The sequence below is a fragment of the Rothia sp. HMSC066G07 genome, from assembly GCF_001814485.1.
Lineage (GTDB): Bacteria > Actinomycetota > Actinomycetes > Actinomycetales > Micrococcaceae > Rothia.
Window position 1 is genome coordinate 17,312 of the sequence record NZ_KV816927.1, and the last position, 13,851, is coordinate 31,162.

At 61.9% G+C, this 13,851-nt stretch carries 9 protein-coding genes and 1 riboswitch; of the genes, 7 read left to right on the forward strand and 2 right to left on the reverse strand.

Annotation, left to right across the window (positions count from 1 at the left end):
* Positions 1-161: 161 nt before the first annotated feature.
* The gene (locus HMPREF2971_RS05850; RefSeq protein WP_070691880.1) at positions 162-4,325 is read right to left on the reverse strand and encodes a DEAD/DEAH box helicase; all 4,164 of its coding nucleotides are present in this window, start codon (positions 4,323-4,325) and stop codon (positions 162-164) included.
* A 254-nt stretch (positions 4,326-4,579) separates the two neighbouring features.
* Positions 4,580-4,714, forward strand: a riboswitch (SAM riboswitch).
* A 35-nt stretch (positions 4,715-4,749) separates the two neighbouring features.
* Here HMPREF2971_RS05850 and HMPREF2971_RS05855 point away from each other — a divergent pair.
* The 3 genes from HMPREF2971_RS05855 to HMPREF2971_RS05865 all read left to right on the forward strand — a co-directional run bounded on the left by HMPREF2971_RS05855 (position 4,750) and on the right by HMPREF2971_RS05865 (position 8,083).
* On the forward strand, positions 4,750-4,977 hold the full coding sequence (locus tag HMPREF2971_RS05855; protein WP_044150747.1) for a hypothetical protein: 228 nt from the start codon (positions 4,750-4,752) through the stop codon (positions 4,975-4,977).
* A gap of 10 nt (positions 4,978-4,987) precedes the next feature.
* The gene (locus tag HMPREF2971_RS05860) at positions 4,988-5,422 is read left to right on the forward strand and encodes a PIN domain-containing protein (protein ID WP_012904099.1); all 435 of its coding nucleotides are present in this window, start codon (positions 4,988-4,990) and stop codon (positions 5,420-5,422) included.
* Between the two features lie 117 nt (positions 5,423-5,539).
* A complete protein-coding gene (locus HMPREF2971_RS05865) occupies positions 5,540-8,083 on the forward strand; it encodes a cell division protein PerM (protein WP_070691882.1) in 2,544 nt (847 codons plus the stop codon).
* Here the strand turns inward: HMPREF2971_RS05865 and HMPREF2971_RS05870 are convergent.
* Positions 8,080-8,670 carry a 4-hydroxyphenylpyruvate dioxygenase gene (locus tag HMPREF2971_RS05870; RefSeq protein WP_070691884.1) on the reverse strand — a complete coding sequence of 197 codons (591 nt, stop codon included), beginning with the start codon at positions 8,668-8,670 and terminating at the stop codon, positions 8,080-8,082. The genes HMPREF2971_RS05865 and HMPREF2971_RS05870 overlap by 4 nt on opposite strands.
* 202 nt (positions 8,671-8,872) lie before the next feature.
* Between HMPREF2971_RS05870 and purN the strand changes: the two genes are divergently transcribed.
* The 4 genes from purN to glyA all read left to right on the forward strand — a co-directional run bounded on the left by purN (position 8,873) and on the right by glyA (position 13,691).
* Positions 8,873-9,454, forward strand: a complete 582-nt coding sequence (gene purN, locus HMPREF2971_RS05875) for a phosphoribosylglycinamide formyltransferase (RefSeq protein ID WP_049352241.1) — start codon at positions 8,873-8,875, stop codon at positions 9,452-9,454.
* 210 nt (positions 9,455-9,664) lie between these two features.
* Complete coding sequence (gene purH, locus HMPREF2971_RS05880; protein WP_070691886.1) at positions 9,665-11,275, forward strand: bifunctional phosphoribosylaminoimidazolecarboxamide formyltransferase/IMP cyclohydrolase; 1,611 nt, start codon at positions 9,665-9,667, stop codon at positions 11,273-11,275.
* A 268-nt stretch (positions 11,276-11,543) separates the two neighbouring features.
* Positions 11,544-12,125, forward strand: a complete 582-nt coding sequence (locus HMPREF2971_RS05885; RefSeq protein WP_049341495.1) for a TetR/AcrR family transcriptional regulator — start codon at positions 11,544-11,546, stop codon at positions 12,123-12,125.
* 291 nt (positions 12,126-12,416) lie between these two features.
* Entirely contained in the window at positions 12,417-13,691 is a 1,275-nt protein-coding gene (gene glyA / locus HMPREF2971_RS05890) for a serine hydroxymethyltransferase (RefSeq protein WP_070691888.1), read from the forward strand.
* Positions 13,692-13,851 lie beyond the last annotated feature (160 nt).

Here is a 13,851-nt window from a genome sequence, read left to right on the forward strand (position 1 = left end):
TCCGTAAGTAGTCGTACCAGGTTACGCCTCAGAGCCCCCGTTGAGAAGGGCCACAGCAGAATCGGGCGTGAATCTAGCCCGAGGCGTAACCAAGTAACGAAAAATGACGGGCGTCAGGCATATCAGCAGACCCGAAGTCTACCGCTCAGTCTGGAAGGTGGCTACCGCTCGACAGCCGGCGCAAAGAGCTCACGCACATCCTCAGCCGTCACCGCCGCGGAGGCGAACTCGCCCTCACCGACCACCGCATCGAAGAGCGCGGCCTTCGACTCCTTGAGCTGCATGACCTTCTCCTCAATGGTGCCCTCGGCAACCAGACGGTAGACGTGCACCTCCTTGTCCTGGCCGATGCGGTGAATACGGTCCACCGCCTGCTGCTCGGCGGCGGGGTTCCACCACGGATCCATGATGAACACGTGGTCCGCCTCGGTCAGGTTCAGGCCGAAACCGCCAGCCTTGAGCGAAATGAGGAACACCGGCTCCTGCCCGCTCGTAAACGCCTCGATAACCTCGGCACGGTTGCGGGTAGAACCGTCCAGGTACAGGTGACCGATGCCCTCCTTAGCCAGGCGTGCCGAAATGCTCTTGAGGTAGCCGGTGAACTGGCTGAACACCAGCACTCGGTGGCCCTTCTCGAGCAGGTCGGGCAGCTGCTGAACCAGGTAGTCACGCTTGACCGACGACACCCCGGCGTAGGCTTCCGGATCAATCAGCGCGGCATCGAGCGCTAGACGGCGTAGCAGGGTCAGCGACTGGAAGATCGTGAACCGGTTCTTGTCCATATCCTCCAGTAGACCCAGCACCTTCTGACGTTCACGCTGCAGATGCGTGTCATAGATGCGGCGGTGACCGGGAGCCAGTGGCAGGTTCACGCGCGTATCGTTCTTCGCCGGAAGCTCCGCCGCCACCAGCTCCTTGGTGCGGCGCAGCATGAGCGGGCGGATGCGCCGGCGCAGACGAGCAGCCGTCGCCGCGGCTTGCGCCGGGTCCTCACCGGACTCCGCCGGGCGAGCGTACAGGTCACGGAACGCACGGGCTGAGGGGAACAGGCCATCCGCCACAATCGCCAGCAGCGCCCACAGCTCCATGAGGTTGTTCTCAATGGGCGTGCCGGTCATCGCGATCTTGGTGCGGGCGGGCATCGCGCGGGCGATGGACCAGGCGCGGGTGCCGGTGTTTTTGACGAATTGCGCCTCGTCCAGCAGGAGCGCACCCCAGCCTTCGGGGGCGGACTGCTCGCCCGTGGAATCGTCAACGGTACGGCCTAGCGTGCGGGCGTAGCCGGTGTAGGCGTCCTCGTCCATACGCAGCAGCGTGTAGCTGGTCAGTACCAGGTGCGCCCCGGCGATGCGCTCAGCCAGCGGGGTCTTACCTGCGGTGGTTTCGGTGATGGTCACGACCTTCGCTTCGGGCAGGAAGCGTGTCGCCTCCGCCGCCCAGTTGGTAATCACGGAGGTCGGCGCAACCACGAGGAAGGGCGCGAACGGCTCGACGCTCTCACCGCGCTCGGCAGCACGTTCGGAGGCAGCACGATGCTCCTCGATCGCGTGGGCGAGCAGGGCGAGAGCCTGCACGGTCTTACCCAGACCCATATCGTCGGCGAGAATACCGCCCAGACGCTGCTCATACAGGAACGACAGCCACTGGAAACCTTCCACCTGGTAGGGGCGTAGGGTCGCCTGCAGGCCGGTGGGTACCGGGCAGCTCGGAATAATCTGGCGGGAAGTCTTCTTGCGAGAGGTCTTCTGGAGCGCGGGGGAATCCTGCGTGCCCTTGTCAAGGGTCTGTTCAGTGCCCTTTTCAGCGCTCTCTTCGGCATCTTCCAGGCCCTCAACCAGCTCCAGTAGCGAACGCACCTGAGCGTCCCACCGCGCGGTCGTATGCACGCTCGCCGCCAGCGACTCCAGCTCAGAGAATAGTCCCGCCTGGTGGCGGTTAATGCGCAACTCACCGCCCGCATCGTCGAGTTCGCGAGCCTCCGCGATGAGGGTGCGCAGGGTCTTAAACTCGGGTCGACGCAGCGAAAAATAGGTACCGTTACCGAGCAGAATACGGTCTGCCCCGCGATCGAGTGCCTCAAAAATCTGCGCAAACGGCACGGTCCAGTTATTGACCTTTACCGCAATGCCCAGGCCGAACCAGTCGCGAGAATTGCCCTCGCTCACGGTGATTTCAATGAGCGCGTCAGTTGCCTCCACGAACTGTGGCGGGGTGCCATTAAAACGCACCTGAACAGCGGAAACACGGCGAAGCTTCGGCAGAATCGCGCTGAGCAGCTCGCGGGTTTCCCAGCCTTCGATGCGGCGCTCCTCCAGCCCGGAAAGCGCCGGGTGGGCGGCAAGAATGGCGCGTACCGAACGCAGTACGCGCGCCTCAAAACGCTCGTCGCGAATCTCGCCGCCCTCTTCACCGGGGTAACCGAAAACGGGCAGGGAGTACACATCGGAGCCGGCCGCAGGATTCTGTGTGCTCGCCTCTTGCGCGCTCGCCTCCTCTGCACTGTCCTCCGCGAAGGGGTTCAGTGGGTACTCCCAGTGCCAGCTCAGCTGCGCGTCGTGGCGTACCTGCTCGTCAAAGCTGATTTCAAGCACCAGATGCGGCGGCTTCACGCGCGGCAGCGCCAGCGCAGGATCGGGGGTCAGCGAGGGAATGGAACGGCTGAGCGCGGGCAGATACTCCTTCTGGAACGTGGCGCGTTCCGCGGCGGGAATGTGCACGGTTCCGGCGCTAATGAGCGATTCGGAGGCGGCATCGAGCGGCTCGACCAGGGGGATGAGCGCCAGCTCCACGCCCTCGGGCAGTTCGGGCACGGCGGGGGAGTAGCGCACCCGCTCACCCTGTACTGGGGCAATCGTCGGTGCGCTATTCTCGGCTTCCTCAGTCGGCGCCTTCAGCGCGTCCTTTTGCACGAAAGATTCGCGGCCCACTTCATCCAGTGCGCCGGGGCGCGCGGTCTTCCAGTGCACCGCCTTTGCCGCCTGCTCGTACTCCTGCTGTGCGAGCCCGCCCAGGGCAAAGAAACCGGTGCGCGGGGTGCCGATGGGGTGGCAGTGCGCGGCGGGCAGCCAGAGCTGGCGCAGCAGTTCGCCTTCGCGTCCTTCCCAGCTGAGCGCGGCTTGAAGTTGCAGGCCGGCGCCTTCTGCGTGCTTCTCAGCGCTGGCGTGCAGGCGCACCTGTGCCGGGCTCAGCACGGCGTAGTTCACCTCGCGACCGTTGATCAGCAGGGGCAGGCCAATATCCTCCGCGCGGGCGAGTACATCCCAGAGCAGAGTGGAGGCAGATGCGCTAATCGAAATCCAGTCGCGGTGCGAGGAATACATGTTCTGCCAGGGGCGGGCAATCGAGTAGAGCTCGGCGAAGAATCGTTCGTGTTCGGGGTAGATTTCGTGCCGTCCGACGGGTCCGCCCACGCTGGAGGCGAAGGTTTCCCAGCTGAGTCCGCCCTTGATCCAGCGCCCGGTTTTGGACGCCATGAGCGGGCGGGCGAGCAGGTTAATGCTGGGGGTTGCCCCGGGCATATTGCGGCCGCGCGCGTAGGAGCCGGAGACGCTCAGTGAGAAATCCAGGGCACCGCTCACGCGCATCGAATCAATGCCCGCAAGGTCCTGACGTGCGGAAAGAACGGAGGAGAGATCGCGTCGCCATGCCGAGATTTTGGTGGCGGACGCCTCTGCCTGCAGGCTCGGGGAGGCGCCTAGCTCGTTGAGCGCAAAGCTTCCCTGGGGGTTTTCGGGCTCGACAGCCGCTGCATCGGGTGCGGGTAGTTTTGCCGCGGTGGTGAGCGCACCGGAGGCACGTAGCGCCGCAAGCGGGTCGGCGGACTTCTTCGCCTCCGCAATATCCGCGCTCTTTGAACCTGCGGATCCCTTTGCCTCTGCCGCGTCCTTCGCAGCGGCACCCTCCGTTGCGGCACCGGGTACGCCGACCGGTCCGGGGTGTTCGCTGAGTGCCTTTTTCGCTACGGAGGCGCGGTCGAGCGCAGTGAGCATGAGCGCTACGGCGTGCTTGCAATCGGTGAGCACGGGGCAGGTGCAGCGGGCGGTGAATGTTGCGGAGCCACTGACGGCGGGGAAGAAGCGAACGGTCACTTCGTAGGGGATGATGGTGCTTCCGTTGACGAGCCCGGTGAGGGTGCGCTCGTCTTCGTCGTAGCTGTAGCGGATGACTTCGCGGTTGCGCTGGTAGGCGAGGCCGCGCTGGTAGGTGCGGTGCCCGGCCTGGCGAATGATCTGCGGTACGGTGACGGGAATTTCGGGGAAGGGGTTGTTGGCGCTCACCAGCTCATTATCGCGTATTGTGCGGGCTTGCGCCTTGTCGCCGGTCATTTGCTGGCGGCTGCCGGGCTGGCTGTCAGACTGGCTGCTGGAGCGACTATTGAGCGGTGGTTTGGGGTGTATTCCGTATTTGTGGTGGGGGAGTTTTTAACGCATAAAAACACCGGTATTCACATAAGATATTCCGCGCAGTATCAAAAATTCACCCCATTTAAAACTTTCCCACAAGCCAAAATGCTAATAATCTAAATCTCTTTCAAAAAACGCTTTACTTAACTTGAGAAAATGCTGTAAGCTAAACCCAGCTTCAAGAGTTTCGACTGATAAGCTCCGACTATGGTCGAACGCCAACCCCATGTTCACGGGTGGCTCGGATGACGAAGCGGTTTGTATTCACCACCGGAATAACCGGTGGTAATTGGTACAGACAAGAGCAACGCGAAAGGATCGCGCCACTCACGGCGCAGGTTGTCACATGTACAACGGCTCTGCAACCGAAGCAGCAATCTCTCTGAACCCCTCCCGCTCCTACCAGGAAAGCCTGCGTGCCGCAGCTGTCCCCGCGCGAGGCGGATACACCGCAGTCAGCATTGACGATTACTCCCGCATTTCTTCTAAGCGCGACGAGTTCCTGAACTTCCTTCTTCTGCCGAACCCCGAGGGCATCCCCGCTATTCAGTACGCCGGTCTGCGCGTAGCGTAGCATTAGGGGTATGAATTTCTCCGGTATGCTCCTGGACTCCGACGTTCTTGCGGAGATCCGTAAGGCGGATCCTGATCCCGCCGTGGTCGCTTTTCTGCGCCGCCGCTCGTTCCGACACATGTACATTTCCGTGCTGAGTATTGGTGAGCTGAAGGGCCTGTACCCCTACCCGGAAACTGATCGTTGGATTACCGAACTTCTTGAGCGCTTTGGCGACCACGTTATTAATGTGGATGCGCATGTGAGCCTCGAGTGGGCTGGTCGTCAGGCGCCGCTCGGTGTGCATGCCGTGGGTCGTGATGATGCCGGTCCGCTGCCTACCGCCGCCCTGGAGGGTCTGATGGCGGCGAGCGCGAGTGCCTATGATTTGGAGCTGATTTCTTCTAAGGCTCAGGTGTACCGCGCCTGGGGTGTTCAGGCTTCCAACCCGTGGACTGAGGATTAAAACTTTGCCGGATGCGCGTCCTCGCGTGCATCCCTGTGTGAATAGTTGTGAGAACCCGCTTTCGAGTGTTAATCGGAGGCGGGTTTCGTCGTTAATTCGTGGCATGATTGAAGGACGATGAAAAGCACCTCACCTATCTCGCGTTATTCCATGCCCATGCCTCTGTGGCTTCAGGGTGTTGTTGAGCTAATTGTTACTGCCCTGTTCTCTGCTGTTGCCGTGTTTGCGGCGATGTCTGCCGTGTGGGCGACCAAGGGTTTTGGCGACATGGAGTTCTCCTCCGTGGCCGCCATGTCGGCGCACCTGTGGCTTCTGATTCACGGTGTTCCCCTGGATCTTGCGGCTGCTTTTGGTGCTTCTGCCGGCACGATGACGCTGGTGCCGCTGGGTTTGAGTATTCTGCCGCTGCTGCTCTGTTATCGTTCGGGTCGTCGCTTGGCGCGTGCCTCGTATGAGGGTGAGTTTTTGATTCCGGTGCTGTCCGGTTCGGTGACCTATGCGCTGATTAGCTCGGCGATGTACGGTTGGGCGAGTCCGCATCCTCAGCCTCTTCAGGCGTTGAATGCTGCCCTGGTGCCTTTGGGTATTGTGGTGGCTGGTCTGATGTGGGGTGGCTACCGTGAGGCGCGTTCGCTCTCGCGCATGGTGGGTGTTGATACTGCGGAGCAGATTTCGCAGATGAGTCAGTATTCGCGTTGGGCGGGTTCGTACGCCTGGGCTGTGGTGCGTGCTGCGGTGGTTGCTTTTGTGGCGCTGATTGGTCTGGGTGCGGTGCTTTTGGGTATCGGTATTTTGGCGGGCTGGTCGCAGATCGTTGCCACCTACCAGGAGCTGCACGCGGGCGCTGTGGGTGATACTGCGGTGACTCTGCTGCAGCTGGGTTTCTTGCCGAACCTGGTAATCTACGCGATTGCGTGGTCGACCGGTGCCGGTTTCTCCTTTGGTGCGGGCACCTCGGTTGGTTTGACCAGTAGCGATGCTGGTACTTTGCCGATGCTTCCGATTTTGGGCGCTGTGCCCGAGTCGTTGGGCACATTTGGTCTGGTGGGTTTGCTGGTGCCACTGGTTGCCGGTGCGATTGCTGGCTGGTGGTTCTTGCGTGAGGGTGAGGATCACCTGGATGAGTGGGTTGCTCTGAAGGTTCCGTTCCGCCCGCTGTCTGCGCTGATTTCTGCAGTGGTGCTGGGTGTGATGACCGGTATTATGACGTCGTTTGGTGCCCTGTGGCTGGGCTGGATTTCGTACGGTTCTCTGGGCATTGGTCGTTTTACGGAGGTTGGTGCTGAGCCGCTGACTTTTGCGGCGCATACCGCGTTGACGGTGGGTGCCGGCGTGACTTTCGGTATGTTGCTGAGCCGTGCCCTGGTGCCGGATAGTAGCCGTGAGCTGCCTCGTTTTGCGGATGAGCGCCCGAACCTGGGTGAGCGTCTGATGAGTTTTACTGCTTCGGCCCGTGAGCGTTTTGCACAGGGCCGTGAGCGTTTTGCGGAGCGTCGTGAGCGTTTTGCGGAGCGTCGTGAGCAGCGTGCCCAGGAGCGTGCGGAACGTGCACAGCGTGAGGCTGAGGAAGCCGCTGAGCGTGAAGCTGAAGAGGCGGCTGCGCGTGAAGCCGCTGAGCGTGAAGCTGAGGAGGCGGCACGTGCGCAGGCTTCCGAGCACGTTGCTGAGCCCGAGCGGTCTGTAGCATCTGAGCAGTCTGTTGTATCTGAGGTGGCGACCGGTCACGTTCCGGTGCATCCGCAGGAGCCTGTGGTTGCCGTCCCCGTGGAGGCGACCGAACAGCTGGCGCAGCGTGCGGCGGCGGATGCTTTCGCTGAGATTGTTGCAGAGCGCGAAGAGGCGGCTGAAGAGCCTGTAGTAGCAGAATCCACTGCGGACGCTACTCAGGAGTCTGTCTCCGAAGAGCTTATTGCGCAGGAGAGCTCTGCTGAGGAGTACGAGCCGATTGAGGCCGTTCAGCAGGTCGATTACCTGCACTCTGCACATGCTGGCTCTGCACATGCTGACTCTGCGCATGCTGAGGATTACGAGAGTATCGAAGCTTCTGTTGAGCCTGCCTCCAGCGAGCACGCTACTTATGAACACACTGCTTATGAGCCCGCCCTGTACGCTCACGACCCCTCCGATGAGCAGACCCGCGAGCTGATTCAGGAGCCCGTCTACGAGGCTGCTGAACCTGTTGAGCGTGAGGACGCTGTCGAAGAGCCCGCAGAGCAGGCGCTGCGTTCGAAGGGCCGCGCGATCCGCATTATGGCGTACTTCGGCTTTGGTCTTGAGCAGCCCGCCGCAGCGCAAGATGACTCAGCGCAGGATAGCTCAGCCGATGCCGCTCACGCCGCATCCGCCGCGCAGGATTCCGCTCGGGACCGTGCCAATGACCGCGCGCATGAGCGTGAGCAGAAGCGCGAGGCGAAGAAGGCGGCTAAGGCGGCACGCAAGAAGCAGAAGAAGGACTCAGAGCGCGACTTTGTGGATCGCGAACTGGATGTCCTCTCTGCTGATCAGGCGATGAAGCGCATCTTTGAGGTTCGTAGTCAGACCGGAGTGCTTCCGCTGGTGACCGATGAGGCGTCTACCGTGGAGCTGCCCCCGCTGGATGTCATCTCCTCGAAGTCCCAGGGTTCTAGCGGCCAGGGTTCTAACGCGCGCAAGAAGAACTAACGCGCGGCTGAAGAGCTAGAGCTGGACGCGCCGGTGAGCTTGTCCATCGTGCCCTGGAACTTCTCGTCGCAGGTGGACATGTCGGTCTGAGTCAGCGCGGCGGCGCGGCACTCACGGTACTCCTGCGCGCCGGGCATGAAGGCGAGGCCAATGCCACCGAGCAGGGTCATAGCGCCGTAGATAATGCTGACGCCTGCGGCAATGTAGAAGAACCAGGGGCCGCGGTAGATTGCGGTGCGCACAATCGCAATAATGCTCAGGGTAATGCCGGCGAGCGCGAAGAGGAAGAGCGCCAAGAAAAGCGGCATCGTGGAAAGCACGAAGGAAGACGCCGCAAAAATCACCAGCGCGGCAACAATCAGCATGAGCGAGGTGCGAATATTCGCTTTCTGCTGTTCGATGGGGTCGATGGGCTTGCGCGGCTTCTTGCCCTGAGGTCCCCGAGGCTGCGGCATCATGTTCTGCGGTGCCTGCTGCGGCGCTCGCGGTGGAACCTGCTGGTTCTGCGGTGCACCGTTGTTCGGGGTGGGCTGCTGCGGGGTGTCGTTCGGAGTGTTGTTCGGGGTGTTCTGCGGGGGAGTAGACATACCTATAAGGGTACCGCCCCGTCTGCCCGTGACCTATTGAGTTTGCGACCTGTTGAGTTTGCGTCCGGTGAACCCCAGTGAGGATTCGTCTCGCCGGGGTTTCTTTGTGCTCGCCTTTGGGCTTTAGGCGTGTTGTGAACCTCTTACCCCCTTTGGATAAGGGTGTGAGACGGGTTATACTAGTCGGGTGCGAATTGTGGTTATGGTATCCGGCTCCGGAACGAATCTTCAGTCCATCCTCGACGCTGTAGCAGCGGGCGAGCTTCCCCTCGACATTGCGGCAGTGGGCGCCGACAAGCCCTGTCTGGGCATTGAACGTGCCCAGGCGGCGGGCGTACCCACCTTCCTGGTGCAGCCCGGCGACTACGCCGACCGCCCCTCCTGGAACCGCGCGCTGGAAGAAAAGATCGCTTCCTACAACCCCGATTACATTGTGTTCGCCGGCTTCATGCGCATTGTTGACGCGCAGCTGGTCGAGCGTTTCAAAAACCGCATTATTAACACCCACCCCGCCCTGCTGCCCTCCTTCCCGGGTGCGCACGGCGTGCGTGACGCCCTAGCGCACGGTGTGAAGATTACCGGCCTGACCGTCCACTTTGTGGATGCGGGCGTTGACACCGGCCCCATCCTCGCCCAGGCGGCAGTGCCCGTTCTGGATGACGACACCGAAGAAACCCTGCACGAACGCATTAAGGTGCAGGAGCGCCGCCTGCTCGTGCAGACCATCGCATCCCTGGCTGAATCTCACGGCACTGCATCTGACGGCGCTGCATCCGACAGCTAATTCCGCCCACTAGATTTTTGCGGCGGAATGAGCCGAGCTCACACCCCGCCGCCCACACACGTTCCGTTGTGGCACCCGAGTACCCCTGAGGGGAAGGTGCACAGCGGCGGGGAATACCCCACACATATCCTGTCTATCCGGGCAGGCTACGTCCATCCACCAGCTGTGCCGCCGAGAACCGGCGTGCACGTCTAAAGCATCGGAGTATTTGTGTCTCTCATTGAGCTCGATCGCGTGCCCCTGCGCCGCGCCCTCATTTCCGTCTACGACAAGACCGGTCTGGAGGAGTTCGCCCGCGGCCTGCACGAGGCTGGCGTCGCGCTGGTCTCCACCGGCTCCACCGCATCCACCATCGCGGCAGCAGGCGTACCCGTCACCGAGGTCACCGAAGTTACCGGTTTCCCCGAGTGCCTCGAAGGGCGCGTGAAGACCCTGCACCCGCGCATCCACGCCGGTATTCTGGCGGACCGCCGCAAGCAGGAGCACATCGACACCCTCGAAGAGCTGGACGTTGAGGCATTCGACCTGGTGGTTGTGAACCTGTACCCCTTCGTTGAGACCGTTGCCTCCGGTGCCGATCAGGACGCCATCATCGAGAAGATCGACATTGGTGGCCCCTCCATGGTTCGCGCTGCCGCGAAGAACCACGACGCCGTCGCTATTGTTGTGGACCCCGCCGACTACGCGCGCACCGTTGAGGCCGCTAAGAACGGTGGCTTCTCCCTGGACGAGCGCCGCCGCCTTGCTGCCGGCGCATTCGCCCACACCGCCGCATACGACACCGCTGTGGCCACCTGGACTGCATCCCAGTTCCTGCAGGATGAGGACGCTAACTTCTGGCCCCCGTACGCTGGCCTGGGCTTCGAGCGCAGCGAGACCCTGCGTTACGGCGAGAACCCGCACCAGCGTGCCGCCCTGTACGTTGACCCCGCCGCTGCCCCCGGCATTGCTCAGGCGGAGCAGCTGCACGGTAAGGCGATGAGCTACAACAACTACGTTGATGCTGATGCCGCTCTGCGTGCCGCTTACGACTTCGACGAGCCGGCTGTTGCCGTTATCAAGCACAACAACCCCTGCGGTATTGCTGTGGCAACCCCCGGCGCGGCTGACCCGATTGCGGACGCTCACGCGAAGGCGCACGCTTGCGACCCGCTGTCCGCATACGGTGGCGTGATTGCCGCTAACCGCCCGGTGACCGCCGCTATGGCTCAGACCGTCAAGGGCATCTTCACCGAGGTGATCGTGGCTCCCGGCTTCGAGCCCGAGGCGCTGGAGATCCTGCGTGAGAAGAAGAACCTGCGCCTGCTGGTTCTGCCCGAGAACTTTGCCCGCGAGGCTATCGAGTACCGCCCCATTTCCGGTGGCGCACTCTTCCAGGAGGCTGACCGCCTACAGGCTGAGGGTGACGACCCGAAGAACTGGACCCTGGTTGCCGGTGAGCCGGCTGACGAGGCAACCCTGCGTGACCTCGAGTTCGCGTGGCGTGCACTGCGTTCGCCCAAGTCCAACGCTATTCTGCTTGCCGATAACGGTGCCGCCGTGGGCATCGGCATGGGCCAGGTGAACCGCGTGGATTCCTGCAAGCTTTCGGTGGAGCGCGCGAACACTCTCGGCGGTGAAGGTAACGAGCGTGCCCGCGGTGCGGTTGCCGCATCCGACGCGTTCTTCCCCTTCGCTGACGGCCTGCAGGTGCTGCTGGACGCCGGCGTGCGTGCCGTCGTGCACCCGGGCGGTTCGATTCGCGACGAGGAAGTTATCGAGGCGGCTAAGGCTGCTGGCGTGACCATGTACCTGCCCGGTACCCGCCACTTCTTCCACTAAAAATGTGTAGCGGGCTCAGCCTGCGCTGAGCTGCCCGCTGTGAGCGGGGCATTCTAGGGTGAACCTTCTGGTGAGCCTGGGATGCCCCGCTTTTTCATACTCTCCACCTGGGACATTCGTGTTGGAACATCTGCGGTGGAGCATCCGTATTGTGGGCAGTCGTATTTATAGAATTTTTGCTCTATTTTGCGCCGGATTTGCGCATGAGGGCGCGTCAACAGCGACCAGGATGCGCACGGATTGGCTAAAAGTTCGCTAGGATTAGGGTGTGCCTAAAGTCAGCGAAGAATACAAAAAGAACAGGCGTTCTCAGATTGTAGAGACCGCCCGCGAATGCTTCATCAAGCAGGGTTATCAGAAGGCTTCGATGAGCGAGATTATTGCGGCCACTGGCCTGTCTGCTGGAGCGATTTATAACCACTTCTCCTCCAAGGATGAGATTATCCTGGCGGCAGCCCGCATGGACATGGCGCCCTTCGACCGCATCCGCGCCGAACAGCCCTGGGACTACGTGTTCGGGTGCCTGAAGGTGCTGGACACCCCCAAGATTCGCCGTCACCTGCTCGTCACCTGGGGCGAGGCTGTGGCAATGCCGCAGCTGGCGACCGTGGTGTCTGAACAGCTGAGCTACCTGCGCGATCAGTCCCTGGAACGCTACCGCGCCTGGGGTGCCGCTGAGCTGGACTTCACCGAAGAAGAGCTTGAAGAGTGGCTGACCGTTATCGGTGCCGCGGTGCTGTCGGTGCTGACCGGTTACGTGGTGCAGACCCAGCTGGTGGCTGGCGGTAAGAAGGAAAGCGCTCGCGAGGCGTACCTGGAGTACGCTTCCGCTATTCTGCGTCAGGCGTAGGGCGCACAGACCTGCGTAAACTGCCGCCAATAAGCCCGCCGGGGTGTGTTGTGCGCCCCGCGCCGGACTCGCGCAGACACCGTGAAAACTTCATCGTGATGCTTGGTAAAGCCCGTTTTCCTTCTCGAAGGAAAGCGGGCTTTACGGTATTATGAGGTGTAGCTCATATTTTTTTCATTCGGGGTTTTCAGTTGGAGGCGCCCGCCGCCTCCTGAAGAACGCCCGGCATACGCCGCGGAAACCTCGATGATGAGCGACCGAAGATAACGCAAAAACACTTCCAGGAGCGTAATGTCCGAGCAGAAGATCCTCGAGATGCCCCTCGCCGACCTCGACCCCGAGGTTGCAGAAGCCATTGAGCTGGAGCGCAAGCGCCAGCAGAACACCCTCGAGATGATTGCATCCGAGAACTTCGTCCCCCGTGCCGTCCTCGAAAGCCAGGGCTCGGTGCTGACCAACAAGTACGCTGAGGGTTACCCCGGCCGCCGCTACTACGGCGGTTGCGAATTCGTTGACATCGTTGAGTCCCTCGCTATTTCCCGCGTGAAGGAACTCTTCGGCGCTGAGCACGCAAACGTTCAGCCCCACTCCGGCGCGCAGGCGAACAACGCCGTCATGCATGCACTGCTGAACCCCGGCGACACCATCATGGGTCTGTCCCTGGCACACGGCGGCCACCTGACTCACGGCATGAAGCTGAACGTCTCCGGCAAGCTGTACAACGTTGTCGCCTACAGCGTGGACGAGTCTGGCCGCGTTGACATGGAGCAGGTGCGTGAACTGGCGCTGGCTGAGCGCCCCAAGCTGATTATCGCCGGCTGGTCCGCGTACCCCCGTCAGTTGGACTTCGCTGCGTTCCGCGCGATCGCTGACGAAATCGGCGCGTACCTGTGGGTGGACATGGCCCACTTCGCGGGCCTGGTGGCTGCAGGTCTGCACCCGAACCCCGTCCCGCACGCACACGTGGTCTCCTCCACCGTACACAAGACTCTGGGCGGTCCCCGCTCCGGCTTCATCCTCTGCACCGAGGAGCTGAAGAAGAAGATTGACTCCGCAGTGTTCCCCGGCCAGCAGGGTGGCCCGCTCATGCACGTGATTGCCGCGAAGGCTACCGCGTTCAAGGTCGCCGCATCTGACGCGTTCAAGGACCGCCAGAAGCGCACCGTTGAGGGCGCACAGATCCTGGCGAACCGCCTGCTGCAGCAGGATGTGAAGGACGCCGGCGTTTCCATCGCATCCGGCGGTACTGACGTTCACCTGGTGCTTGTTGACCTGCGCAACCACGCCCTCAACGGCAAGGAAGCAGAAGACCTGCTGCACGATGCCGGTATTACTGTCAACCGTAACGCTGTGCCGAACGACCCCCGCCCGCCGATGGTGACCTCCGGTCTGCGTATCGGTACCCCTGCTCTGGCGACCCGCGGCTTCGACGCTGAGGGCTTCACCGAGGTAGCCGACATTATCGCTTCCGTGTTGCTGCCGAACCCGGACATTGCCGCTCTGCGTGCCCGCGTTGATGCGCTCTGCGCCAAGTACCCCCTCTACCAGGGCAGCGAGAACTGGTAGACCCATGAATGACCCCGTTCGCTCAACATTCCCTGTGGGTGCTGAGCGGGCGGGGTTATTTCGCCCTCTTACTTTTTGCTGCTCTACCCGCCACATTCGTTGAGGGACGTAGCGGGGGAGTGGTACCTCTAGGGGCACACCCTAGAACCCAACACACAGA